Genomic DNA, 24,816 nt, shown 5'->3' with positions numbered 1-24,816 from the left:
GGGCATGGCGCAGACCGACCAGGACGACCGGGACGGCCCACAGGCACGGCGGGGCGGCGGCGAGAGCACCACCACGGTGATCGTCGCCGCCCTCGCCAACCTGGGCATCGCGCTGGCCAAGGCGGTCGCCGGCGTGCTCAGCGGATCCAGCGCGATGCTGTCCGAGGCCGCGCACTCGGTGGCCGACACGGTCACCGAGGTGCTGCTGCTGACCGCGCTCAAGCGCAGCGAGCGCCCCGCCGACGAGGAGCACCCCCTCGGCTACGGCCCCGAGCGCTACATCTGGGCGCTGCTGGCCGCCGTCGCCACCTTCGTCGGCGGCGCGGTCTTCTCCCTCTACGACGGCGTGCACACCCTGGTCGCGGGCGAGGAGCCGGGCGATCCGCTGGTGGCGTACCTGGTGCTCGCCGTGGCCTTCCTGCTGGAGGGCTTCTCGCTGCGCACGGGCCTGCGCCAGGCGCGCGGCGAGGCCGCCCGGCTCGCGGTGCCCTTCCGCCGCTGGTTCCGGCGCACCGCCGACACCGCCGTCAAGGCCGTCGTCATGGAGGACTCCGCCGCCCTGGTCGGCCTGCTGCTCGCGGCGGGCGGCCTGCTCGGCGGCCAGCTCACCGGCTCGGGCGTCTGGGACGGTGTCGCCTCGCTGTGCATCGGCGCGCTGCTGCTGTACGTCGCCTGGGTGCTGGGCCGGTCCAACGCGGAGCTGCTGATCGGCCGCCCGCTGCCGCCCGCCGCCCGGGAGCTGATCCGGCGCGAGCTGCTGGCCCTGGACGACATCGAGGACGTACTGGAGCTGGTCACGCTGGTGCAGGGGCCCCGGGAGGCGCTGGTGGCGGCGAAGGTCGACCTCCGGGACGGGGCGAGCGCCGCCCGGATCGAGTGGACGTGCGAGCAGGCCGAGCGGCGGCTGCGCGCGGCCCTGCCCCTGGTCGGCCGGGTCTATCTGGACCCGACGCCGGGCCGCGCCCGGCGCGGCCCGCTGCCGTGAGGGGCGGCGCTCAGGCCAGGCCCGCCTGCTCCAGCAGATACGCCGTCATCGGGTCGTAGTGGCGCGGGCTGACCACGTGGTCGTCGAGCGGGACCGTCACCTGGACGGTGCCCTCGGCCTCGGCGAGGAAGAGCGCCGGGTCGTTGCAGTCGGCGTAGCCGCAGGAGTCCACGCCCAGCTGTCCGGCGCAGCCCGCCCAGCCGTGGTCGGCGACGACCAGGTCGGGCAGCGGCCGGCCCGCGCGCTCCAGACCGGTCAGGATCGCCCGCATCGGCTCACCGGAGTGGGTGTGCCACAGCGTGGCGCCGTGCTCCAGCATCGCCACGTCCGCGAACTGCATGACGTAGCCCTCGTCGGTCTGCAGGCCCTCGGGGATGACGACGATCTCGCAGCCGGCGGCCCGCAGCGCGGCGGCCGTGGCGCGGTGCACGTCCAGCAGGCCGCCGGGGTGGCCGGTGGCCAGCAGCACCCGCTGCCCGCCGTCGGCCGCCTTGCGCAGCCGCCCGGCCAGCCGCTCCAGGCCGTCCACGGTCAGCTCGGGATCGATGGTGTCCTGGCCCTGGCGGTGCTCCGGGTCGTCGACGACCCCGACCCGCTCGGCCATCACCGCGAGCACGTCCTGCTCGTCGGTCCAGCGGTCGCCGAGTTCCAGGCCGAGCCAGTAGTTCCGGTCGCCGTTGGCCAGTTTGCGGTAGTGCGACAGGTTGTTCTCGCGGGGCGTGGCGACGTCCCCCGCGATACGGGTCCTGACGAGGTGGTCGACGAGTTCGGCGCGGCTGGGTGTCCCGGGTATCGGCATGGCTCCCATTGTGGGGCAGCGGGCGGCGCGCGACCGCCGTACCCGAGAGGCTGGGACGCGGGTCACTCCCGGTGCCCGAGCGCGAACCACAGCTCCATGCGGACGTCGGGATCGTCCAGGTCGGCGCCGAGCAGGGCCGCGCACCGGGCGATCCGCTGCCGCACGGTGTTGCGGTGCACGGCCAGCGCCACCGCCGTGCGGTCCCAGCCGCCGTGCAGCGACAGCCAGGCGCGCAGCGTCTCGGTGAGCGCCGGGTGCCCGGCCAGCGGGGCGAGCACGGCACGGGCGTGGGCGGCGGCCGCACCGGGCGGCACCAGGTCGTCCAGCGCGGGCCGGTCCGCGTGGCGGACCAGGGCGGCGCGGGTGGCGCGGGCGCGGGCCAGGGCGCGGGCCGCCTGGGTGTCGGCGGCGGCCCACTGCGCGGGCGCGGCGGGCGCGCTGAGCCCGAGCGTCCAGCCGGGCTGCGCGGCCGGTGCCCGGTCGGCGGGCAGCAGCACCCGTACGACCCCCGATCCGTCGTCCGCCAGGTCCACCAGGGGCGAGCCCAGGGCGGCGCCCAGCGCCGAGGCGGCGATCCGGTCGGCGGGCCGGTCCGGCCGGTCCGGCCGGTGCTCGGGACGGGCGTGCACCACGGTCCAGGGGCCCGCGCCGAGCAGCGGCGCCACCTCCTCGGCCGGTGCGCCCAGCAGCAGCCGCACCAGCGCGGCGGACCGGTCGGCGCCGCTGCCGCCCCGGTGCTCGCCGGTGAGCAGGGACAGCAGGACCGCGGCCACCGAGGCGATGGTGTGGTCGCCGGGCTCGTGCCGCGCCGAGGCGACGGCGAGGACGAAACCCCGGCCCGCGCCCAGCGCGTAGGCGGCCAGCCGGGTCCCGGCGGCGGTGTCGGTGGCCGAGCTGGGCGCCCGCGCGCCCGCCCGCTCCCCGGGCCGCACCCGGGCGGCCAGCGCCGCCAGCGCGTCCGGCACCCCGGCCGCCGGGTCCCGCCCGGCCCGCGCGACCGGTGCGCCGTCCGGCCCGTACAGCACGGCCGCGCCGGCCAGCTCCCGGGCCAGCCGGCGCAGCACCGACGGCACCGGGTCGGGCCGCGAGGCGGCGGCGGCCAGGCCCTGCTGGGCCCCGGTGACCCGGCGCAGCTCGGCCAGCCGCGCCTCGGCCATCAGCTGCCACACGGCGCGGGCCACCGCGGCGAAGGTGGTCCGCGGGGGCACCTCGACCAGCGGCAGCCCGCGCCCGGCGCAGGCGGCGGCCAGGGCGGCGGGCACGGTGTCGTGCACCGGGGCCACACCGAAGCCGAGGGCCGCCCCGCCCGCCGCGACGATCCGGTCGACATAGGCGTCGAAGTACCCGGCGGGCACGCCCCCCTCGGCGGGCCCGGGGACATGCACGCCCGCGGTCAGCAGCAGCTCGCCGCCCAGCAGGTACGGGTAGGGGTCGGCCATCTCCGTGGTGTGCGCCCCGTGGATCACGACACCCGGGCCGCACGGCCCGGCGAGCAGGCGCAGGGCCAGGTCCTCGCGGGCCAGCAGCGCGGACAGCGGGACGGGCGGGGTCGGCGGGACCGGAGGGGCTGGCGGGGCTGGCGGGGCCGGAGATGCGGGCGGGGACTGCCGCGGTGCGGGAGTGTCCGGCATGGTGTGCGTTTCCTCCTTCCGGGGCTGCTCGGATGGAGGAAACGTACACTTCGCAGCCGCTTCCCGGCCGCCTAGTGTCGGTCGGTGCGCCCCGGGCCGTCCCGACGGCCTCCGGGGCGGCCCGGGGACCCGGCGTCCCCGCCGGGAGCGGCCCGAACGCGCGTCCGGACCCGCCCGGCGCACACCAGTAGAGTCGCCTGAAGCAGGACATGCGCGACGAAGCGCAGGAAAGAAGGCTTTTCATCATGAGCAGCAACGAGACGCCCCGCGGCCCGGTCGACTCCTCCCGTATCCCCCGCTACGCCGGCCCGGCCACCTTCGCCCGGCTGCCCCGCCTCGACGAGGTGGGCACCGCCGACGTCGCGGTGGTGGGCGTGCCGTTCGACTCCGGTGTCTCCTACCGGCCCGGCGCCCGCTTCGGCGGCAACGCCATCCGCGAGGCGTCCCGGCTGCTGCGCCCCTACAACCCGGCGCAGGACGCCACCCCGTTCGCCCTCGCCCAGGTCGCCGACGGCGGGGACATCGCCGTCAACCCGTTCGACATCAACGAGGCCGTGGAGACCGTCGAGGCCGCCGCCGCCGACCTGCTCGGCACCGGCGCCCGCCTGATGACCCTCGGCGGCGACCACACCATCGCGCTGCCGCTGCTGCGTTCGGTCGCCAGGAAGCACGGCCCGGTCGCCCTGCTGCACTTCGACGCCCACCTGGACACCTGGGACACCTACTTCGGCGCCGAGTACACGCACGGCACCCCCTTCCGCCGGGCCGTGGAGGAGGGCATCCTCGACACCTCCGCCCTCTCCCACGTCGGCACCCGCGGCCCGCTCTACGGCAAGCAGGACCTGACCGACGACGAGAAGATGGGCTTCGGCATCGTCACCTCGGCGGACGTCTACCGGCGCGGCGCCGACGAGATCGCCGACCAGCTGCGCCAGCGCATCGGCGACCGGCCGCTGTACATCTCCATCGACATCGACTGCCTGGACCCGGCCCACGCGCCCGGCACCGGCACGCCCGAGGCCGGCGGCATGACCTCGCGCGAACTCCTGGAGATCCTGCGCGGTCTGGCCTCCTGCCGTCTGGTGTCGGCCGACGTCGTCGAGGTCGCCCCGGCCTACGATCACGCCGAGATCACCTCGGTGGCGGCCTCCCACACCGCCTACGAGCTGACCACGATCATGGCCCGTCAGATCGCCGAGGAGAAGGCAGCCAAGTGACCCACGACCACGACCTGGTGCTCCGCCCGACGCCCGCCCAGACGGCGGCGGCGCTCAGTCCGCCCCCGGGCCGCACCGGCGCGGACCTGGTCGTGGAGACCCTGGCCGGGCTGGGCGCGACCACCGTCTTCGGCCTGCCCGGCCAGCACGCCCTGGGCGTGTTCGACGCGCTGTGCCGCTCGGACCTGCGCTACATCGGCCTGCGCACGGAGGGCAACGCGGGCTTCGCGGCCGACGCGTACGGCCGGATCACCGGCGAGGCCGCCCCGCTGCTGGTGTCCACCGGCCCGGGAGCCCTCACCTGCCTGCCCGCGCTCCAGGAGGCGGCGGTGGCCTCGGCGCCGGTCCTCGCCATCGGCAGCCAGGTCCCCGTCGCCGGACTCGGCGGCGGACGCCACGGCTATCTGCACGAACTGCCCGACCAGGCCGCCGTGTTCCGGGGCGTGGTGAAGTCCGTCCACCCGGTGCGTACCGCCTCCCAGATCCCGTCCGCCCTCGCGGCGGCCTGGCAGTCCGCGCTCACCGCGCCGCACGGCCCGGTCTGGGTGGAGATCCCGCACGACGTGCTGCTGGCCGAGACCGTGCTGCCGCAGGTCACGGCGGTGGACGCCACCCCGCAGGAGCTGGTGCCCCGCCCCGAACTGACCGCCGTCGCCGCCCGGTTGCTGTCCACGGCGGAGCGCCCGGCGATCATCGCGGGCGGCGGGGTGGTCCGCGCCGACGCCGCCAAGAAGCTGCGGGCGCTCGCCGAACGGCTGAACGCGCCCGTGGTCACCACCTTCGGCGGCAAGGGCGCCTTCCCCTGGAACCACCCGCTCTCCCTCCAGTCCTGGCTGGAGGACCGGCACACCACCGACTTCCTGGAGGACGCCGACGTCCTGCTGGTCGTCGGCTCCGGACTCGGCGAACTCTCCTCGAACTACCACACGTTCGCCCCGCGCGGCCGTATCGTCCAGATCGAGGCCGACCTCGGCAAGCTGGAGTCGAACCACCCGGCCCTCGGCATCCACGCGGACGCCCGCCTCGCCCTCCAGGCACTCCTGGAGACCACCGGGGAGCGCCCCGACGACACGGCCGCCGACCGGGTGCGGGAGCTGCTGGCCAAGGTCCGGGGCCGCCTCGCCGCCCAGGAACTGACCCTGGAGCAGGACGTCCTGGCCGCCGTGCGCCGCGCCCTGCCCGCCGGTTCGCCGTCCTTCTGGGACATGACGATCCTGGCGTACTGGGCGTGGTCGGCCTTCGATGCCAAGGCGCCCAACACCATGCACTCCGCCCAGGGCGCCGGCGGTCTCGGCTACGGCTTCCCGGCCGCCCTCGGCGCGGCCGTGGCCGACCCGACCCGCCCGGTCCTCGCCGTCTCCGGCGACGGCGGCGCCCTGTACTCCGTCGCCGAACTGGCCACCGCCCGCCAGTACGGCCTGGACGTCACCTGGCTGATCGTGGACGACGGCGGTTACGGCATCCTGCGCGAGTACATGACCGACGCCTTCGGCCGTGCCACCGCCACCGACCTCACCCGCCCGGACTTCACGGCCCTCGCCGAGTCCTTCGGCGTGCCGGGGGTGCGGACGTCCCCCGACATGCTGGAGGCCGACCTGGCGCTGGCGCTGGCGACGCCCGGCCCTTCGGTGGTCGTCCTCCCGGCGGTGCTGCGGATGTTCGCACCTACGCACCTGGGCTCGGGCTGATCACTCGTTCGACTGTTCGAGGTGACCGCCACAGGATATGTTCCGTGAGGTTGCAGGCTCCCCGGTCGGGCCGATGTCAGACGCGGCCATTACTCTGAGCGCGGAGAGGAGGGCAGCGTGCTGCTGAGGTTTCGCGTCGCGAACGTACGGTCCCTGCGAGACGAGCAGGAGCTGTCCTTCGTCGCGCACGGCGAGGAACAGGGGGGATCGGCAAATCCGCTGGATCTCGCAGGCGGCGGCTCCGTCTCCGTCTTCCCGCTGATCGGCATTTTCGGGGCCAACGCCTCCGGTAAGTCGAACGTGCTGACCGCGATGACGGACATGCGCAATGCGGTCCTCAACTCCTACGCGCACTGGGCCTCTTACGACGGCATCCCGCGCCAGGTCTTCTCCTTGGATCCCAAGAGCGAGGGCGAGCCCTCGTTCTTCGAGGTCGACGTCGTCATCGACGAGGTCCGCTGGACATACGGCTTCGAGCTCGGAGCCACTCGCGTCGAGTCCGAATGGCTGCACAGCTACCCGCGCGGTCGCCGTCAGGAATGGCTCGACCGCGACGCCTCCCGGCCGGACGTCTTCAAGTGGCCCGGCGGACGTGTCAAGGACCGGGCCCAGCTCGTACGGCGCACGCGGCCGAACGCACTGCTGCTCTCCACAGCCGGCACGGACAACCATCCGCAGCTCTCCCCGCTGTTCCACTGGTTCCGTCGCAACTTCTGGATGATCAGCCCGGAGGTCGAGCGGGACGAGCGCGCGCGGTACACCACGAAAGAACTGTCAGGTCCCAGGGCCACCAGGATCCAGGAGCTACTGAGGGTCGCCGACCTCGGCATCACCGGAGCTACGGTCGTCCAGGACGGCCCGGGCCGGGACACGGTGAAGCTGACACACCACTCGACTGCTGGGGACGTGTCCTTCGACTGGCAGGAGGAGTCCTACGGCACCCGCTCCTGGTTCGCCCTCCTGGGCCCACTGCTCCTCGCCCTCGACGAAGGCGCGGTCCTCCTCGTCGACGAGCTCGATGCCAGCCTGCACTCCCGTTTCGCGGCCGAGGTCGTCCGGCTCTTCCATGACACGTACGCAAACCCAAGGGGCGCCCAGCTGGTCTTCACGTCGCACGACGCGACGGTGCTCACCACCCCTAGCGGTGAGCGGCTCCTCGATCCGGCGCAGGTGTGGCTGACGGAGAAGGGCAAGGACGGCGCGACCGAGCTGTATCCGCTCACCGACGCGGAGCCGGGCGAGGACGAGGACCTCACACAGTCCTATCTCGCGGGGGCCTTCGGCGGTGTTCCGGCTCTCCTGGAGGGGCAGATCGCGCGGCGGCTGCTGGTGGCGCGTGAGGCCGGCGCGTACGACGAGACGGACGATCGAGCGGACCGGGCGGGGCGCGACTGATGGGGCGGGCGCAGAGGGGCAAGGACTCGTGGGAGCGTCCGGTCCGGCGGGGCGGGCAGCGCAAGCGCCAGGTCTTCGTCTTCACCGAGGGCAAGGTGACCGAGCCCTCGTATCTCGACATCCTCAAGGACCAGGGCGTTCCACTCGCCGGCAAGGTCCCGGTGGAAATGCACATCGCCAACCGCAAGGCGGACAGCGGGCGCAAGCCGCTCGACCTCGTCGAGCAGGCGATCAGGCTGAAGCGTGAAGAAGACCGTAAGGCGAAGCGCGCCAAGCTGGAGGAGGAGTACCTGTCTCAGGTCTGGTGCCTCTTCGACCACGACAACTACAAGTACATTCGCGACGCACTGGACCAGGCGGAGGCGGCGGGTATCGGCGTCGCCTTCTCGCATCCGTGCTTCGAGGTGTGGCGCCTCGCGCACTACAAGCCGGTCAGCGGCTCGTTCGGCGGGGTGTGCGACGGGGCGGTCGAGCGGCTCCCGTTCCAGCGAGGCTCCCAGGACGCCGCGACTCCCAAGGTCGTCCTGCCGCACCAGGTCCTGGGCCGCTACAAGACGGCGCGCAAGAACGCCGAGCGGATGAACGGCCAGCACCCGGCCCGTGTGGGCAAGTGGGACAGAGACCCTTACACGGATGTGCACAAATTTGTGGAGGACGCCCTGCACATCGACACATACTGACCTCTCTCGGCCATGATCACGCGCTGATTTCGGTATGGCCCCGGCGGAGTCATAAGGTCTCTCCGTCATCTCAGGTCGGGTCATAGGGAGTCGTACGTGGCCAAGCTCACGCTCGCCCAGCTGGAACGGCATCTGTGGGCCGCCGCGGACATTCTGCGCGGCACGATGGATGCCTCCGAGTACAAGGACTACATTTTCGGGCTGCTCTTCCTGAAGCGGGCCAACGACGAGTTCGAGGCGGCCAGGGAGCGGATCAGGCGGTACGCCGTCGAGGGGCTGAAGCTCGCCGACGAGGACGTTCCTGGTTACCTGGAGCAGCCGAGCCCCTACCGCAAGCGCGATGTGCTGTACGTGCCGGAGGCGGCTCGTTGGGCCAAGGTCTCCGCCGCCACCCACAACATCAACGAGATGACCCTGCGCCCCGCGCTGCAAGCGCTTGAGGCGCAGAACAGCAAGCTCAAGGGCCTCTTCGACCACCTGGACTTCAACCGCATCGGTGGATCGGGCGCCGCGTCCGGCGCGGCCAAGCTCGCCGACCAGCGCCTGCAGCTCCTCATCGCGCACTTCGGGCGGATCCGGCTGCGTACGGAGGACTTCGAGTTCCCCGATCTGATCGGTGCCGCGTACGAGTACCTGATCAAGGAGTTCGCGGACTCGGCCGGACGCAAGGGCGGCGAGTTCTACACCCCGCGCGCAGTGGTTCGGATGATGGTCGAGCTCCTCGCCCCCACCGAGGACATGAGGATCTACGACCCGTGCGTCGGTTCGGGCGGCATGCTCATCCACGCGGCGGAGTATGTGGAGGAGCACGGCGGCGACACGTCGTCGATGTTCTTCGCCGGTCAGGACGCCAACTCCGGCTCCTGGATCATGTCGACGATGAACATGGTCCTGCACGGGGTGCGCCGCTTCGACCTGGCCACCGGGGACACGCTCTCGCAGCCGGCGCACGTTCCGCGCTCGGACGAGGACCGCTTCGACGGAGTGCTGAGCAACCCCCCGTTCTCTTTGGACTACACCCTTGCGGACCTGGCGCACCCGGCCGAGCGCGCCAAGTACGGGGCGACGAGTGAGCGCGGCAAGGCCGACCTGATGTTCCTCCAGCACATGCTGTGGGAAGCCAAGCGGGAGGGCCCTCGCGGCGGCATGGTGATCACGGTCATGCCACACGGGGTGCTGTTCCGTGGCGGCGGTGAGAAGGCGATCCGTACGGAGCTGCTGGAGAAGGACACCATCGAGGCGGTCATCGGCCTCGCCCCGAACCTCTTCTACGGGACCGGCATCCCGGCCTGCATCCTGGTGCTCCGCCCGCCCGGCCGGAAGGACCGAAAGCGTGAGGGCACGGTGCTGTTCATCAACGCCGACCGCGAGTTCCACGCGGAGCGGGCCCAGAACATCCTGCTCCCCGAGCACGCCGAGAAGATCGTCTCGACGTTCCACGCGTACGAGGAGGTACCCGGCTTCTCGCGGATCGTGACCCGCGAGGAACTCGCCGCCAACGACGACAACCTCAACATCCGCCGGTACGTCGACAACACACCGCCGCCCGAGCCGCAGGACGTGCGGGCGCACCTGGTGGGCGGCGTCCCGCGCGCCGAGATCGAGGCGAAGAAGCCGCTGCTCGACTCGTACGGGATCGGCATGACCGATCTGTTCGTGGAGCGGAAGCCGGCGGACCCGGCGTACGTCGACTTCCGGGACGAGGTGGCGGGCGGCTGTCCCGATCTGGGCGAGCTGGCCCGGCCCCGGGAGGAGGCTCTGCGGGCGGAGTTCGGCAAGTGGTGGGAGGAGGAGGCCGCCCGCCGTCTGGAAGCGGTGGCGGCCACGCCTGAGACTCTCGCCTCGTCCACATCCTCCGAGCGTAAGGCCGCGCTGATGGCAGTGCGGGGGCAGCTGATGAAGTCGTTCGGGGAACGGCTGGGCCGGGTCGGGTTGCTGGATCGGTATGCGTTGGCGGGGGCGGTTGCGGGCTGGTGGTGGGACGCCAAGTACGACCTGCTCGCGCTGTCGGAGAACGGGTTCGGCGGTGTTCTCGACGGATGGGTCGAGAACGTCGACACGATGCTCTCGCCCGAACAGGACGCACGGACGAAGAAGCTGCGGTCGCGGACGGCGGTGGAGCGACGTCAGGCGTACGACCACAAGGTGGTCGCCGCGATCGCTCCGCAGTTTCTGGAGGAACTGGCGGAGGCGGACGCGCGTAAGGCGGAGGCGGACGCCCGGTTCAAGGATCTGAGTGCGCGGCTCTCGGGGGATGGGGAGGAATCGGAGGCCGACGGCGAGTCGACCGACGGTGAGGCTGACTCGGAGGAAGTCGCTCTGAGCGTGGAAGAGCTGGCCGAGCTGACGGCTGAGCTGGCGCGGGTGAAGAAGGCACGCACGAAGGCGGGCGCGGACATCAAACGCCTTGAGGCTGACTTCCACCGGTATCCGTACCCGAGCGATCCGCCGACGCTGGGTGAGGAGCCGCCGCGCTTGTTCCGGGCGCGGGCGGAGCTGGACGCGGAAGGGGAGCGCCGGGTGGTGCTGGACCTGCTGCGGGACGACTTGGCGGCAAAGCTGGACGGGCACGTGGTGCGGTGGCAGCGGGAGCTGGCGGCGTCTTATGAGACGTGGGAGCAGAAGTACGCCGTTTCGTTGAGGGAGATTCGGTCGGGGCGGGAGCGGGCGGCGGGTGCACTGGACGCGTTTCTGAGGGGGCTGGGCTATGTGGGATAGCGTCGAGATCCAATGGACCGCGGTTCGGAACGTCGGTGACGTCCGCATGGGGAAGCAGCTCTCGCCGGCAACCCGTGATGCGCCTGGGCAGTTCCCTTATTTGCGTGTGGCGAACGTTCATCTGGGGCGGATTGACTACGCGGACGTGAACACGATGGGGTTCACTAATGCGGAGCGTGAGCTGTACGGGCTCAAGCCGGGTGACATTGTGCTAAACGAGGGGCAGAGCCTGGAACTCGTTGGGCGTAGCGCGATTTACGACGGAGCGGAGGGAAAGTTCTGCTTTCAGAACACTTTGATCCGCTTCCGGCCAGGTGCTAATGTTCTTCCTGCGTATGCCCAGTTGGTCTTCGAGCGCTGGCTAGCGACCGGGGTCTTCGCAGCGATCGCCAAACAGACGACTAGCATTGCTCACCTAGGAGGCGACCGATTCGGGAAGCTGCTGTTCCCGTTGATTCCGGTGGCTGGGCAGCGGCGGATCGTTGAGGTGCTCGCCAGCTGCACAGAACTGGAGCGGGGTATTGAGAAATCGATCATAAAGCTCCGTAATTTGCGGCGTGGTGCTCTTCTCGCGTCTATGACGCCTGTCGCTGGTGAGAGGTCAACAGCAGGCTGGGCTCGCGTGCCATTGAAGGACATTGTTCCATCGGCCGAATATGGGATCTCTGAAGCCCTTGACAGGGACGCGCGCGGCGTACCCGTGCTGCGGATGAACAATATTCAGAGTGCCAGGATCGATACAGATGAGCTTCGCTATTGTCCGGTTCCGGTTCCTTCGAAGTTGTTTCTCCGGCGCGGAGACGTCCTGTTCAACAGAACCAACAGTATGGAACACATCGGCAAGGCGGCCATGTGGCGTGACGAGTTGCCGAGTGCGACCTTCGCCTCGTATCTGGTGCGCCTCGTTCCCGACCTGCAACGCGTGACACCGGAATACCTTGTCGAATGGCTGATGCACCCTCTCGTTCGCCAGCGGGTGCGGTCGATTTCGACCGTTGCGGTGCAGCAGGTGAATGTCAATCCATCCCGGTTGAGGGAGCTGGAGATCGACCTTCCGGTCGACCTGGCTGAACAGCGGCGCATCGTAGCGACGTTGGAGGCCTGTGACGAGCAGATCGGGCGTGAGAAAGAAGAGCTGAACAAGCTTCGTCAGCTCAAGCAAGGGCTTGTGGACGATCTGCTGTCGGGGCGAGTCGCGGCCTCTGGCGTGGCGGCCTGAGAGAGCGGTGTCCGGCCGACCCCAAGGATGCGGGCCGGATGGATCGTGGCGGCGCGCGGTCAGGCGGGAAGGTGGCCGTCCTTGACCGCTGTGACGAACGATGTCCAGCCCGTTGACGGGAAGACCAGTGCGGGTCCCTCGGGGGCCTTGGAGTCACGGACCCGGGACGCCGGCCGGGTAGCTGTCCAGGACCTCGATGCAGCTACCGCCTTCGTTGCCACTGTACGTCGACTTGCGCCAGCCGTGCAGGGAGGAGGCGTTGGGGATGGTGGGTTCATCCACGATGTTCGTAGTCGTTTGCTGTCGCCCTCATCAGGATCAGTGACTCCTTGAGCGGCATTGCGTCACCTAAGGGCTGTCCCACTCTGTGAGCGGATCGCTACACAGCGATGTCCATGCATGTCGACCTGTCCTCGGGTACGGAAGACCGCCGCGACCGCTACCGACGTCCCGGGGGCATGGTCCTCAACCGCGTCGGAGTTGAAGACGTGTTGCACCATATCGCCCTCCTCGCCGAGCCGCTGCTGCGGCTCCTGTGGACCGCCTCCGGGCGGCATCGGCACCGGAACCGGCACCGTGCCGACGACCAAGCACCCAGCCCCGTCCCGGCCGCCCCCGGCCGCCGCCCCTCGCGGCACGAGACCCTCCTCCGCGGTGAGGACTCCCGGCTCGTCCACCCCTACCTCCTCGCCCACGAACAGCGCGCGCAGGTCAGGCAGCAGCGCGCCCGTCGCCGGACCCTCTGGCTCGCCGTGCACGGCCTCGACGTGGGGCCACGGCGCGTTCACGGTGTTGATGTCGGTTCCCACCGGAACCTGGTCCGGGAGGCAGTCGTCACATGATCTACAAGAGCCACGACGCCACCACCCCCGTGACCGGCCGGCCCCGCCTCCTGCCCTGGTCCAACCTCGACGGCAACCCCTGCTATCTCGTGACCGACGACAGCGGCACCAGTCGGCTCTCCCGCATGGCCGACGACGTCGAAGCCGTTCAGCTCGACATGGCCGACGACCTCGTCGGCCACGCCGTCGATCTCCTCGGCGACCGCAAGGCCACCGCGCCCCAACTCCGCTTCCTGGCCGCCCGGCTGGCCGAGTCCCTTCACGACGTGCACCGCATCGCCCGCAGTAGGGGCGCACGCCTGTCCCTCCCCGATGACCGCAGGCCACCCGAGGAGGTCCCCAGCACCTGACACGACCGCCTCACCGCAGAGTGCGCGGACGTACCGGCACAAAAGCTCCGTACGTCCGCGCACTCAGCCATGCCCTGCACCTGGACCCCTTTCCCTCCGCCCGCCCCCTGGGCGCAGAATGGATCTCCGGGGAACGGCGGGACATACGGAGAGGCGCGGGGCTGTGGTGGTACACGTCGAGCGGGACGAGGTGGAGCGGCCGTTCATCGCGCAGCTTGAAGCCATGGGATGGACACACGTCCCGGGCGTGGAGCTGGACACGCTCGACGCGGCGGTGCCGCTGCTCGTCGACCAGCTCGGGCCCGCGCTGCGGCGGATCAACCTCCGGGGCGGTGACGGTCAGTCCTGGATGGGAGAGGACGACATCCGGCGGGCGGTCGGTGAGCTCGCCTCCCTCTCCCTCGGCAAGGGCGTCGTGCAGGCGAACCTCGCCGCCACCGACATGCTGCTCCACGGCTGGACGCTTCCCTCGCCCTCCGCCGCGCACGGCGGCCCTTCCGCCACCGTCCAGTATGTCGAGTGGCATCCCGACCTCGTCGGGCACAACACCTTCACCGTCGTCGACCAACTCCGCGTGCGCAGCCGCTCCGGCGAGCTGTCGATACTCGACCTCGTCCTGTTCGTGAACGGCATCCCGCTCGTCGCTGTCGAGTGCAAGAGCCCCGATCTCGCCGAGCCCGTCCGAAGCGCCGTACTCGATCTCCGGCACTACGCCGGAAATCCCGTTCTGGACCTCGACGCCACCGGTGCTCCGGCCCCCGCCGGTGTGCCGGAACTGTTCCGGACCGTGCAGCTCCTGGTCCCCACGACCGGCGAGACCGCCCACCTGGGCACCGTCACCTCCGAGCCCGAGGACTTCCACCCCTGGCGCAGCGTCGAGCCGGAGGAGGAGGGCACGCTGCGGCGGGAGCTGCGTGCCGCCGGACTGCTCGCGGACGGCGCCGACCCGGCCGCGCCCGCGCCGCTCGGCGAGCAGCAGAAGCTCGTCGGTGTCGTCCTGCGGCCGGCCGCCCTGCTCAACGTCGTACGGCACTACGTGATCCCGATGACCGTCGAGTCGGATGCGGACGGCGGGGCCGTGCGGACCGTGAAGGCCGTCGCCCGGCACCAGCAGTACCGGGCCACCGAAAAGGCCGTGCGCAGGCTGCTGATCGGGCGGCCCCGTGCCGGGCGGGACACCGAGGACGAGCGCGGCGGTGTCATCTGGCACACGCAGGGCTCCGGTAAGTCGCTGACCATGACGTTCCTGGTGCGACGGGTGCACCTGCACCCCCGGCTCAGTGAGTTCATGGTGGTCGTGGTCACCGACCGCACCCAGTTGCAGACCCAGCTCTCACGGACGCTGAAGCTCAGCGAGTCCGACGTCGAGACGGCGGAGACCCGGACGCAGATGGAGGGGCTGCTGCGCGACGGCGGGCGGCGCGTCGTCTTCGGCATGATCCAGAAGTACGGGACCGGCTTCACCTTCGCCGGCGATGCGGAAGGCAGCGGGGACGACCGGGATCTGACGGAAGAGGGAGTGGGTCCTAGCGAGGATGAAAGCCCCGGTCTCGTACCGGACTTCCCCGAGTGCAACACCTCACCGGACATCCTCGTCCTCGTCGACGAGGCACACCGTTCCCACACCAGCGTCCTGCACGCCGCCCTGCGCAGGGCGATCCCGAACGCCGCCAAGATCGGGTTCACGGGTACGCCGATCATCACCGGGCGCGAGGAGGACACGCGCCGGATCTTCGGGCGGGGCGACTCGCCGCGGGGCTTTCTCGACGAGTACCGGATGGAGGACGCCGAGCACGACGGCGTCGTCGTCCGTATCCGGTACGAGGGGCGGACCGGGGAGGGCGAGGTCCATGACGGGGAGGTCCTCGACAGGGGGTTCGACGACCTCGTCCGGGACCGCACCCCCGAGGAGCGGGCCGCGCTCCTCAAGCGGTGGCCCACCGAGCGGGACGTCGCCGAGTCCGTGCCCATGATCGAGGCGAAGGCCGCGGACATGTTGGAGCACTGGGTGACCACCGTGCTGCCCGGCGGCTTCAAGGCCCAGGTCGCGGCCGTCAGCCGGAAGGCGGCCGTGCACTACCACCACGCCTTGCGCAAGGCTCGTGACGAACTGCTCGAGCAGTTGGCGGAGTACGACCCGGAGTCGGTGACGGGGATACCTCCGGAGAAGCTGTCCGTCAGACAGCGCTATCTCCACCAGGCTTACCGGTTCCGGGCCCTGCTGCGGCGGATCGACTTCGTCCCCGTCATCTCCCCGGGTTCCGGCCACAAGCGCGGGGAATGGAGGGAATGGACCGACGCCGGCCGCCAGGAGGCTTACACCGAGCGCTTCCAGAAGGCGTTCCCCGAACTGGCGCCTGACCCGGAGTGGGTAGCAGTAACCCCCTTCAACCCGCCGGAGGCCCCGCCCCCTCCCGCTCATTCCGCCAGAGGTACGAACGCCCCGTGGTCCGGGGCCGCGAACAGCGAGCCGCCGCCTCCCGCCACCTCGGTGCCCGATCCCGTGCACCCCGACAGTCCCATCGCCTTCCTGATCGTGAAGTCCATGCTGCTCACGGGGTTCGACGCCCCGCGCGAACAGGTGCTCTACCTGGACCGGCCGATCCGGGACGCCGAACTGCTCCAAGCCGTCGCGCGGGTCAACCGCACATCGCCCGGCAAGGAGGTCGGTTACGTCGTCGACTACTACGGCATCTTCGAGCACCTCTCCAGCGCACTCGCCGGGTACCGCAACGCCGATGTCACCGACACCATGCGCGATCTGTCGTACGAGGCGGACAAGCTGGGCCCTGCCGCCCAGGAGGTCCGCGACTTCCTGCGGCGCAACGGCATCGATGACGCACAGCTCGACCAACTCGCCAAGCTGGGGCCCGCGGCCCTCGCCCTGCAACCCGAAGACCTACGGTTCGGCTTCGACGAGGTACTGCACGAGTTCCTCGCCACCCTCGAACGCGTCCTCCCGCACGAGGACGCCCTGGACTACGTGGCGGACGCCCGGCGCTGGAGCCTGCTCCAGAAGCGGGTGCGGCGACTGTGCCGGGACGACGAGGGCGGGACGTTCACTCTGCGCCGGTACGGGCGCAAGGTCCGGGCGATGATCGCCGATCACCTCGAAGGGCCGGAGATCGACCAAGTCATCCCGCCGGTCTCGCTCACGGCTCTCACCTTCGACGATGCCGTGCGACGCCTGCCGCCACAGGAGGCGGCGGCGGAGATGGGCCACGCGCTCCGCTTCCACCTGGAGGAGCGAACGAAACGGGAGGACCCCGCAAAGTACGAGCGGCTCTCCAAGCGCCTGGAAGAAATCCTGCGCACGATGCCGGGGCGCTTCGAGGAGCAGATGGAGGCGTTCGGCCCGCTGATCGAGGAGGCCAGGCAGGAACAGGAGGAGTCCCCGGAACTCGCAGGCCTCACGCCGCTCGAACAGAGGGTGTACCGGCTGGTGGAGCAGATCCTGGAAGACACCCCCGGGATCAGGCTCGCCGGTGGCGGAGACATCAGGCGGCTCACGGGCAAGGTGTGCGACGTGGCCGCCGGGATCATGGCCAGGGCGTCGTACCAGGGGCAGCACCAGGACATCAGCATGCTGGCAGGAGACCTCCAGGATGCCCTGCTCAATCACGGCGTCCGGCCCCTGGGCGGGGACTGGGCGTCGTTGGAAAACGCCGCCGAGCGCCTGGCGTCTTTCGCGCAGGACAACCTCCGCCAGTTCCGGAGCAGGGCGAGGGGAGAATAGGCGGGTGACCGCGCTGGCCGATCCTTCGACGTACTGCACCCCCGATGACCTCCTGACTGTGGATGGGCTGTCTCTGCGGGTGCGTACCAGCACCCGCAGGAAACGGTTCGCACTGACCGTCGAGACCGACGCGACCCTCACCCTGCACACGCCGGCCGGGCGCTCGACGGCCGAGGCGGAGCAGTTCGTCCGCGCGCACCGGGACTGGCTGCTGACCAAGCGGCGGGAGCGGGAGCGCACACGCCCGCTCAGCCCCGTCAAGCGGCTCGTCGACGGAGAGGTCTTCCGCTATCTAGGGAGGACGTATCGGCTGGCCGTGTCCGGTGAGGAGGGGACGGGCGGAGGAGTCCGGCTGGTCGCGGGACGCCTCGTCATGGGCCCGGATCTGGCGGCGGAGCCCCGGGCGGGGCGGGCGGCGCTGGTCGACTGGTACTGCCGGGCGGGCCGGAAGTGGACTGGACACCGGCTCCAGCCCTGGGCGGCCCGCATGGGCGTGACCGAGCCGGAACTCGACGTGCGGGAGCTGGGGGACCGATGGGGGGCGTACCGGCCGCCGCAGGCCGGGACGGGCGCCAAGGGGCTGATGAGTCTCGGGTGGCCGCTCTTCCAGCTGCCCATGCACCTAATCGATTACGTCATCGCCCATGAACTGGCCCACGTGAAGGTGCCCGGGCACCGGGAGGACTTCTGGCGACTGCTGCGGATCGCACTGCCCGAGTACGAGGAGCGGCGGGCGGACCTCGACGAGCTGGGGCGGCGACTCTGGATGGGGGATGTCCAGTAGGACGGGCTGATTTCCGCTGAGGAAGAGGAAGTCCCGGCACAACATAGCCACCAGGTCGCCACATCCCACTCCCAGTAGACGGTGCACAAGTCGCGGTTGTTGCGCCAAACGGCCGCTGGCGTGCGAGCCGGGGGCCGTTGCCGCTGCACGGTACGGGATGCAGCCGGTGTCGGATCAGATCGGTGGCCGAGGTCACCTGGGCATCGTGCACAGCGCGGGCGGACGGGGCTGTGGCCCGTCTTGCCTTTGCATCCCGCGCCGGACACGCGCCCCGCGCAGAACACGGCATCGCGCAGGACACGCGTCCCGTCGGCGGCTCACTGCTCCAGCAGACGCCCGTACTTCTCGGTGTGGGCGGCGCGTTGCGTCTCGTAGCCCTCCGCGAACGCCTTCAGTTCGGCTTCCGACATGTTCTTGCCCGGCAGCTTCTTCGGCAGCAGGTCGGGTATCTCGCGGAAGACCTCGACCGCCGCCTCCCAGCGGTCGTTGTCCCGACCCCTGGCCGTGAGGAGACGGCCGGTGAGGGCCTTCAGTTCGCCGCCCACCAGTTCGGTGGGCATTGCTTTCGGCGGGAACGTCCCGCTCTCGGGCGGAGTTCTGCCGCTGCCGGAGAGGAGGCGTGCCGTCCACAGGGCCGCGAGGAGCTGGCCGGCCAGGACGTGGTCGTGGAACGCGGGATCGGGCATGGGCGATCTCTGCCCAGGGCGGCGGGCCGATCCACCTCCGGCGGCGTCCGGCTGCGCCGGGGAGTGACGTGCCGTCATTTCTCACTCCTCCGTGCAACCACTTCCGTACGTCTGTGCGTCAACTGTGCATGACTCACTGGATATCCCGACGCGTCAGGGTGCTCGCGGCGATCGGCGCGGGCACCGGCATGCTCCTCCCGTGCGTGGCCGCGGCGACCCCGGCCGCCGCCGCTCCCGACCAGGTCAGCTGCACGTCCGGCAAGGCGGGGCTGGCCGCCAGGCTCCAGCAGGACATCACCGCGGCGATGGCGGGCCGCAAGGGCTCCATCGCCGTCGGTGTGCGCGACCGCGCCACCGACACGACCTGCACCTTCCGCGAGTCGAGCGCCTACGACTCGGCGAGCGTGGTCAAGGTGACCGTCCTCGCCACCCTGCTGTGGGACGCGAAGAAGACCGAGCGCTATCTCACCGACCGCGAGGTGACGCTCACCAAGGCGATGATCACGCAGTCGGACAACGACGCGACCACCGCGCTGTGGAAGCAGCTCGGACTGACCAGGATCAACGGCTTTCTGGGCGCTGCCGGCATGACCCAGACCAAGCCGGACCCGGACGGCTACTGGGGCCTGACCCAGATCACCGTGCGCGACGAGCAGAAGCTGCTCGCCCTGGTCACCGCGAAGAACGCGGTCCTGAGCGACAACTCCCGCGCCTACATGCTCCAGCTGATGGGCCAGGTCACTCCCTCCCAGCGCTGGGGCACGCCCGCCGGGGCGCCGTCCACGGTCGCCGTGCACGTCAAGAACGGCTGGCTGGAGCGGGCCACGCACGGCTGGCGGGTGCACAGCGTGGGCACCTTCGACGGCGGCGGCCACGACTACACGATCACGGTGCTCACCCAGGACAACAGCACCATGGACTACGGCGTCACCACCATCCAGAACATCGCGACGGCCGTCCACAAGGACATCGCCCCCACCACGCGGTGGGCCGAGCGGCTGGTGCCGCCGGCCCGGCCCAGGGAGGCCACCGTCCCGCTGCCGCCGACCGGCTGACGCTTCACCGGGCGGTCTCCCACGAGCCACGCGGGACCCCTACGGTGACGGTCATGCGCCTGAGAACCGTACTCGCGACCGTCACCGCCGGCCTGGCGGCGGCCACCTGCCTCACCGCGGGGCCGGCCGCCGCCACCACCGCCCCGGACCACACCCGGGACCGCGCCCGGGACCACGCCTGCTCCCCGTCCGTCTCCCTCGACCGCTTCTCCGACGCGCTCGACAAGACGACCTACCGGGGCTCCTACACCGGCAACTTCTCCGCCCTCGGCCGCGACCGGCACGGCGACCTCGCCGCCCTCTCCGACCGCTCCGAGCTGTTCACCCTGGACCGCCGCACGCTCAAGCCCACCGGCGTGGTCCCGCTCGCCGACGAGCAGGGCGCGCCGCTCGACTCCGAGGGCCTGGTCGTCGACCGGGACGGCACCCGGCTGATCACCTCCGAGACCGAGCCGTCCGTACGCCGCTACTCCCGCGACGGCCGCATCCTGGACCGGCTGCCGGTGCCCGGCGCGCTGCGCGTGGCCCCCGCGGGCCGCGCCACCGCCAACCAGACCTTCGAGGGCCTGACCCTGCTGCCCGGCGGCCGGACCCTGCTCGCCTCCATGGAGTACGCGCTCAGCGGCGACGACAGCCGCACGGTGCGTTTCCAGACCTGGCAGCGCACCCGGGGCGGGCACTTCCGGCTCGCCGCCCAGTACGCCTACCGCACCGACGACGCGACCCTCGGCGTCCCCGAGGTGCAGGCCGTACCGGACGGCCGGCTGCTCGTCCTGGAGCGAGGCTTCACCGCGGGCGTGGGCAACACCGTCCGCCTCTACCTCGCCGACCCGCGCCGCGCCACCGACACCAGCGGCATCGAACACCTGACCGGACAGTCGGGGGTCCGGCTGATCGGGAAGACCCTGCTCACCGACCTCGCCGCCTGCCCCTCGCTCGGCGCCACCGCCCACCAGCCCCAGCCCAACCCGCTCCTCGACAACATCGAGGGGATGACCGTCGCCGGCCACGACACGCGGGGCCGCCTGCGCGTCCTGCTGGTCAGCGACGACAACGCGAACGCGGCCCAGACCACGCGGTTCTACTACCTCCGCGTGCGGATCTGACCGCTCTCGGAGTGTCCCCGCCCGTGCGCGAAATGTTGCGGGGGGATGAAATCCGCTGCCGTCCGTGTTGGTGCCTTCCGGAAGATCAGGCCGTCAGGGAGGCACCGACGTGGCAGCGCAGCCGGGGGAGACACGAGGGTGGGTGCGCAGGCTCGCCTCGTACGCGTGGCGCCATCCCAAGGACGTGGTCCTCGCCCTCGGTTCCTCCCTCGCCGGAATGGCCGTCCTTGCGCTGGTCCCGCTGATCACCAAGGTGATCATCGACGATGTCGTCGGTGACCGCAGCCGCCCCATGGCCCCCTGGGCCGGCGCCCTGATCGGCGCCGCCCTCCTCGTCTACGCGGCCACCTACGTCCGCCGCTACTACGGCGGCCGGCTCGCCCTCGACGTCCAGCACGACCTGCGGACCGAGATGTACGCGTCGATCACCCGGCTCGACGGCCGCCGCCAGGACGAGCTGTCCACCGGGCAGGTCATCGGCCGCGCCACCAGCGACCTCCAGCTCATCCAGGGGCTGCTGTTCATGTTGCCGATGACCATCGGCAACGTCCTGCTCTTCCTGATCTCGCTGGCGATCATGGCCTGGCTCTCGCTGCCGCTGACCCTGATCGCGCTCGCCGTCGCCCCCGCGCTCGGCTGGATCGCCTCGCGCAGCCGCCGCAGACTGCACCCCGCCACCTGGTACGCGCAGGCGCAGGCCGCCGCCGTGGCGGGCGTGGTGGACGGCGCGGTCAGCGGGGTCCGCGTGGTCAAGGGCTTCGGGCAGGAGGAGCAGGAGACCGCCAAGCTGCGCGCGGTCGGCCGCAGGCTCTTCGCCGGGCGGCTGCGCACCATCCGGCTGAACGCGCGCTTCACCCCGGCCCTCCAGTCGGTCCCCGCGCTCGGCCAGGTCGCGATGCTGGCGCTCGGCGGCTGGCTGGCCGTGCACGGGCACATCACGCTCGGCACCTTCGTCGCCTTCTCCACCTACCTCGCCCAGCTCGTCGGCCCGGTCCGGATGCTCGCCGTGGTCCTCACCGTCGGCCAGCAGGCCCGCGCCGGCACCGAACGCGTCCTGGAGCTGATCGACACCGAGCCCACGCTCACCGAGGGCACCCGGGAACTGCCCGCGGACGCGCCCGCGACCGTCGAGTTCGACGACGTGTCCTTCTCCTACACCGACGGCCGTCCCGTCCTGAAGGGCCTGTCCTTCGCGATCCGGCCCGGCGAGACCCTCGCCGTCGTCGGCTCCTCCGGCTCCGGCAAGTCCACCCTCTCCCTGCTGCTGCCGCGCTTCTACGACGTCACCCACGGCGCCGTCCTGATCGGCGGCCACGACGTGCGCGAGCTGACGCTCAGGTCGCTGCGGTCCGCCATCGGCCTGGTCCCCGAGGACTCCTTCCTCTTCTCCGACACCATCCGCGCCAACATCGCCTACGGCCGCCCCGACGCCACCGACGAGGAGATCAGCGCCGCCGCCCGCGCCGCCCAGGCCGACCGGTTCATCACCGAGCTGCCCGAGGGCTACGCCACCGAGGTCGGCGAGCAGGGCCTGACCCTCTCCGGCGGCCAGCGCCAGCGCGTCGCCCTGGCCCGCGCCATCCTGGCCGACCCGCGGCTGCTCGTCCTGGACGACGCCACCTCCGCCGTCGACGCCCGCGTCGAGCACGAGATCCACGAGGCGCTCGCCCGGGTCATGGCGGGCCGCACCACGCTGCTGATCGCGCACCGCCGCTCCACCCTGGCCCTGGCCGACCGCATCGCCGTCCTGGACGGCGGCCGGCTCGCCGACCTCGGCACCCACGACGAGCTCCAGGAGCGCTCCGCGCTCTACCGGCGGCTGCTCACCGACCCCGACGGACTCGGCGACGTCTCCCCGGGCCACACCCCGCCCGCCGCGCCCCCGGAGGACGCCTCCGTCCGCGCGGAACTGGACGCCGAGTTCGACGCCGAGCGGGGCATCACCCCGAAGCTGTGGACGGGCGAGCGCGAACCGCGCGACGCCGCCACCGCCGGCATGCCCGCCACCCCCGAACTGCTCGCCCAGGTCGAGGCCCTGCCACCGGCCACCGACACCCCCGACGTCGACGAGGCCCGCGCCGTACGCCCCGAGGACTCCTACGGCCTGCGCCATCTGCTGCGCGGCTTCGGACTGCCCCTGCTGGCCAGCCTCGGCCTGGTCGCCCTGGACGCCGGGATGGGCCTGCTGCTGCCGGTCCTGATCCGGCACGGCATCGACCAGGGCGTCACCAAGGCGGCCATCGGCGCCGTCTGGGCCGCCGCCCTGCTCGGGCTGCTCGCCGTGCTCGTGCAGTGGGCGGCGCAGACCGGCGAGACCCGGATGACCGGCCGCACCGGCGAACGCGTCCTGTACACGCTGCGCCTGAAGATCTTCGCCCAGCTCCAGCGGCTCGGCCTCGCCTACTACGAGCGCGAGCTGACCGGCCGGATCATGACCCGGATGACGACGGACGTGGACGCCCTGTCGACGTTCCTCCAGACCGGCCTGGTCACGGCGTTCGTCTCGGTGGTCACCTTCTTCGGCATCATGGTCGCCCTGCTGGTGATCGACGTACAGCTCGCGCTGGTCGTCTTCGCCACCCTGCCCCCGCTCGTCATCGCCACGTTCTTCTTCCGCCGGGCCAGTGTGAAGGCGTACGAACTGGCCCGTGAGCGGGTGTCGGCGGTCAACGCCGACCTCCAGGAGTCGGTGGCCGGGCTGCGGATCGTGCAGGCGTTCGGGCGCGAGCGCGACGGCGGGCGGCGGTTCGCCGAGCGCAGCGACAGCTACCGCCGGGCCCGGATACGCGGCCAGTGGCTGATCTCCGTGTACTTCCCGTTCGTGCAGTTCCTCTCCTCGGTCGCGGCGGCCTCCGTGCTGATCGCGGGCGCGGGCCGGGTCGAGGCGGCCACGCTGACCACCGGCGCCCTGGTGGCGTACCTGCTCTACATCGACCTGTTCTTCGCCCCCGTCCAGCAGCTCTCCCAGGTCTTCGACGGCTACCAGCAGGCCACCGTCTCGCTGGGCCGCATCCAGGAGCTGCTGCGCGAGCCCGCGTCCACGAAGCCCGCCGAGCGGCCCCGCGAGGTGTCCGCGCTGCGCGGCGACATCGCCTTCGAGGACGTGCGCTTCGCCTACGGCGCCGAGGGCGCCGAGGAACAGGCCCTCACCGGCATCGACCTGCGCATTCCCGCCGGGCAGACGGTGGCCTTCGTCGGCGAGACCGGCGCGGGCAAGTCGACCCTGGTCAAGCTGGTCGCCCGGTTCTACGACCCGACCGGCGGCCGGGTCACCGCGGACGGCACGGACCTGCGCGAGCTGGACCTGACGGCGTACCGCCACCGGCTCGGGGTGGTCCCGCAGGAGGCGTACCTCTTCCCGGGCACCGTCCGCGACGCCATCGCCTACGGCCGTCCCGGCGCCACCGACGCCGAGGTGGAGGCGGCGGCCCGCGCGGTCGGCGCGCACGAGATGATCGCCACCCTGGAGGGCGGCTATCTGCACGAGGTCGCCGAGCGCGGCCGCAATCTCTCCGCGGGCCAGCGCCAGCTGATCGCGCTGGCCCGCGCCGAACTGGTCGACCCGGACGTCCTGCTGCTCGACGAGGCGACCGCCGCCCTCGACCTGGCCACCGAGGCCCAGGTCAACCAGGCCACCGACCGGCTCGCGGGCCGCCGCACCACGCTGGTGGTCGCCCACCGGCTGACCACGGCGGCCCGCGCGGACCGGGTGGTGGTCCTGGACCACGGCCGGGTCGCCGAGGACGGCACGCACGAGGAGCTGCTGGCCCGCGACGGCCACTACGCCGCGCTGTGGCGCACCTTCACCGGCGCGGCCGAGCCGGAGGAGCCGGTCGGCGTCCCCCGGTGACCGGCCGGGGCAACCGTCCGAGGTGTGTACGGCGTCCGTACACGCGTACGCCGATGTGCCTGCCGTGAGGGGACG

At 71.4% G+C, this 24,816-nt stretch carries 17 protein-coding genes and 1 pseudogene; 14 read left to right on the top strand and 4 right to left on the bottom strand.

Features of this window, described 5'->3' with window-relative positions:
• The first annotated feature begins 4 nt into the window (after positions 1 to 4).
• Positions 5 to 985 (top strand): cation diffusion facilitator family transporter, encoded by a 981-nt coding sequence (locus R4Z62_RS11455; RefSeq protein WP_491519749.1) that lies wholly within the window; start codon positions 5 to 7, stop codon positions 983 to 985.
• 10 nt (positions 986 to 995) lie between these two features.
• Here R4Z62_RS11455 and R4Z62_RS11450 read toward each other — a convergent pair whose 3' ends face one another.
• The gene (locus R4Z62_RS11450; RefSeq protein ID WP_064533269.1) at positions 996 to 1,784 is read right to left on the bottom strand and encodes a phosphatase; all 789 of its coding nucleotides are present in this window, start codon (positions 1,782 to 1,784) and stop codon (positions 996 to 998) included.
• A 62-nt stretch (positions 1,785 to 1,846) separates the two neighbouring features.
• Positions 1,847 to 3,415: a PucR family transcriptional regulator gene (locus tag R4Z62_RS11445; protein ID WP_491519748.1), complete on the bottom strand. Its 1,569-nt coding sequence runs from the start codon at positions 3,413 to 3,415 to the stop codon at positions 1,847 to 1,849.
• Between the two features lie 245 nt (positions 3,416 to 3,660).
• Between R4Z62_RS11445 and speB the strand changes: the two genes are divergently transcribed.
• The 6 genes from speB to R4Z62_RS11415 all read left to right on the top strand — a co-directional run bounded on the left by speB (position 3,661) and on the right by R4Z62_RS11415 (position 12,332).
• On the top strand, positions 3,661 to 4,632 hold the full coding sequence (gene speB, locus R4Z62_RS11440) for an agmatinase (RefSeq protein WP_491519747.1): 972 nt from the start codon (positions 3,661 to 3,663) through the stop codon (positions 4,630 to 4,632).
• A complete protein-coding gene (locus R4Z62_RS11435) occupies positions 4,629 to 6,320 on the top strand; it encodes a thiamine pyrophosphate-binding protein (RefSeq protein WP_491519746.1) in 1,692 nt (563 codons plus the stop codon). The genes speB and R4Z62_RS11435 overlap by 4 nt, the downstream gene beginning before the upstream one ends.
• 117 nt (positions 6,321 to 6,437) lie before the next feature.
• The gene (locus R4Z62_RS11430; protein ID WP_491519745.1) at positions 6,438 to 7,715 is read left to right on the top strand and encodes an AAA family ATPase; all 1,278 of its coding nucleotides are present in this window, start codon (positions 6,438 to 6,440) and stop codon (positions 7,713 to 7,715) included.
• Positions 7,715 to 8,395 carry an RloB family protein gene (locus tag R4Z62_RS11425; protein ID WP_491519744.1) on the top strand — a complete coding sequence of 227 codons (681 nt, stop codon included), beginning with the start codon at positions 7,715 to 7,717 and terminating at the stop codon, positions 8,393 to 8,395. The genes R4Z62_RS11430 and R4Z62_RS11425 overlap by 1 nt, the downstream gene beginning before the upstream one ends.
• Positions 8,396 to 8,491: 96 nt before the next feature.
• Complete coding sequence (locus R4Z62_RS11420; protein ID WP_491519743.1) at positions 8,492 to 11,113, top strand: type I restriction-modification system subunit M; 2,622 nt, start codon at positions 8,492 to 8,494, stop codon at positions 11,111 to 11,113.
• Between the two features lie 46 nt (positions 11,114 to 11,159).
• A complete protein-coding gene (locus R4Z62_RS11415; protein WP_491519742.1) occupies positions 11,160 to 12,332 on the top strand; it encodes a restriction endonuclease subunit S in 1,173 nt (390 codons plus the stop codon).
• A 59-nt stretch (positions 12,333 to 12,391) separates the two neighbouring features.
• Here R4Z62_RS11415 and R4Z62_RS11410 read toward each other — a convergent pair.
• Positions 12,392 to 12,614 (bottom strand): annotated as a pseudogene (locus tag R4Z62_RS11410) (DUF397 domain-containing protein).
• Between the two features lie 206 nt (positions 12,615 to 12,820).
• Here R4Z62_RS11410 and R4Z62_RS11405 point away from each other — a divergent pair.
• The 4 genes from R4Z62_RS11405 (at position 12,821) to R4Z62_RS11390 (ending at position 18,044) form a co-directional block, all read left to right on the top strand.
• Positions 12,821 to 13,174 carry a hypothetical protein gene (locus R4Z62_RS11405; protein WP_491519741.1) on the top strand — a complete coding sequence of 118 codons (354 nt, stop codon included), beginning with the start codon at positions 12,821 to 12,823 and terminating at the stop codon, positions 13,172 to 13,174.
• Complete coding sequence (locus R4Z62_RS11400) at positions 13,171 to 13,524, top strand: hypothetical protein (RefSeq protein WP_491519740.1); 354 nt, start codon at positions 13,171 to 13,173, stop codon at positions 13,522 to 13,524. Before R4Z62_RS11405 ends, R4Z62_RS11400 begins: the two co-directional genes overlap by 4 nt.
• A 223-nt stretch (positions 13,525 to 13,747) precedes the next feature.
• Positions 13,748 to 17,260 carry a type I restriction endonuclease subunit R gene (locus tag R4Z62_RS11395; protein ID WP_491519739.1) on the top strand — a complete coding sequence of 1,171 codons (3,513 nt, stop codon included), beginning with the start codon at positions 13,748 to 13,750 and terminating at the stop codon, positions 17,258 to 17,260.
• 79 nt (positions 17,261 to 17,339) lie between these two features.
• Positions 17,340 to 18,044 carry a M48 family metallopeptidase gene (locus R4Z62_RS11390; protein ID WP_491519738.1) on the top strand — a complete coding sequence of 235 codons (705 nt, stop codon included), beginning with the start codon at positions 17,340 to 17,342 and terminating at the stop codon, positions 18,042 to 18,044.
• Positions 18,045 to 18,361: 317 nt separating this feature from the next.
• On the opposite strand, the gene R4Z62_RS11385 is transcribed toward R4Z62_RS11390, so the two are convergent.
• Positions 18,362 to 18,730: a hypothetical protein gene (locus tag R4Z62_RS11385; protein WP_491519737.1), complete on the bottom strand. Its 369-nt coding sequence runs from the start codon at positions 18,728 to 18,730 to the stop codon at positions 18,362 to 18,364.
• A 128-nt stretch (positions 18,731 to 18,858) separates the two neighbouring features.
• Between R4Z62_RS11385 and R4Z62_RS11380 the strand changes: the two genes are divergently transcribed.
• From R4Z62_RS11380 to R4Z62_RS11370, 3 genes are all read left to right on the top strand, one after another.
• Positions 18,859 to 19,785 carry a serine hydrolase gene (locus R4Z62_RS11380; RefSeq protein WP_355483191.1) on the top strand — a complete coding sequence of 309 codons (927 nt, stop codon included), beginning with the start codon at positions 18,859 to 18,861 and terminating at the stop codon, positions 19,783 to 19,785.
• Positions 19,786 to 19,838: 53 nt separating this feature from the next.
• On the top strand, positions 19,839 to 20,891 hold the full coding sequence (locus R4Z62_RS11375; RefSeq protein ID WP_355483193.1) for an esterase-like activity of phytase family protein: 1,053 nt from the start codon (positions 19,839 to 19,841) through the stop codon (positions 20,889 to 20,891).
• A 109-nt stretch (positions 20,892 to 21,000) separates the two neighbouring features.
• The gene (locus R4Z62_RS11370) at positions 21,001 to 24,741 is read left to right on the top strand and encodes an ABC transporter ATP-binding protein (protein WP_355483195.1); all 3,741 of its coding nucleotides are present in this window, start codon (positions 21,001 to 21,003) and stop codon (positions 24,739 to 24,741) included.
• The last annotated feature ends 75 nt before the right edge of the window (positions 24,742 to 24,816 follow it).

The organism is Streptomyces sp. PL-25 (genome assembly GCF_058344915.1).
The sequence above is the reverse complement of the archived record's forward strand: the minus strand, read 5'-3'. Positions and strand labels throughout refer to the sequence as shown.

Bases quoted from the DNA above. Each gene is read 5' to 3' on its own strand.
- R4Z62_RS11455 (WP_491519749.1), top strand. From the start codon at position 5: ATGGCGCAGACCGACCAGGACGACCGGGACGGCCCACAGGCACGGCGG.
- R4Z62_RS11450 (WP_064533269.1), bottom strand. From the start codon at position 1,784: ATGCCGATACCCGGGACACCCAGCCGCGCCGAACTCGTCGACCACCTC.
- R4Z62_RS11445 (WP_491519748.1), bottom strand. From the start codon at position 3,415: ATGCCGGACACTCCCGCACCGCGGCAGTCCCCGCCCGCATCTCCGGCC.
- speB (WP_491519747.1), top strand. From the start codon at position 3,661: ATGAGCAGCAACGAGACGCCCCGCGGCCCGGTCGACTCCTCCCGTATC.
- R4Z62_RS11425 (WP_491519744.1), top strand. From the start codon at position 7,715: ATGGGGCGGGCGCAGAGGGGCAAGGACTCGTGGGAGCGTCCGGTCCGG.
- R4Z62_RS11415 (WP_491519742.1), top strand. From the start codon at position 11,160: ATGGGGAAGCAGCTCTCGCCGGCAACCCGTGATGCGCCTGGGCAGTTC.
- R4Z62_RS11400 (WP_491519740.1), top strand. From the start codon at position 13,171: ATGATCTACAAGAGCCACGACGCCACCACCCCCGTGACCGGCCGGCCC.
- R4Z62_RS11395 (WP_491519739.1), top strand. From the start codon at position 13,748: ATGGGATGGACACACGTCCCGGGCGTGGAGCTGGACACGCTCGACGCG.
- R4Z62_RS11385 (WP_491519737.1), bottom strand. From the start codon at position 18,730: ATGCCCGATCCCGCGTTCCACGACCACGTCCTGGCCGGCCAGCTCCTC.
- R4Z62_RS11380 (WP_355483191.1), top strand. From the start codon at position 18,859: ATGACTCACTGGATATCCCGACGCGTCAGGGTGCTCGCGGCGATCGGC.
- R4Z62_RS11375 (WP_355483193.1), top strand. From the start codon at position 19,839: ATGCGCCTGAGAACCGTACTCGCGACCGTCACCGCCGGCCTGGCGGCG.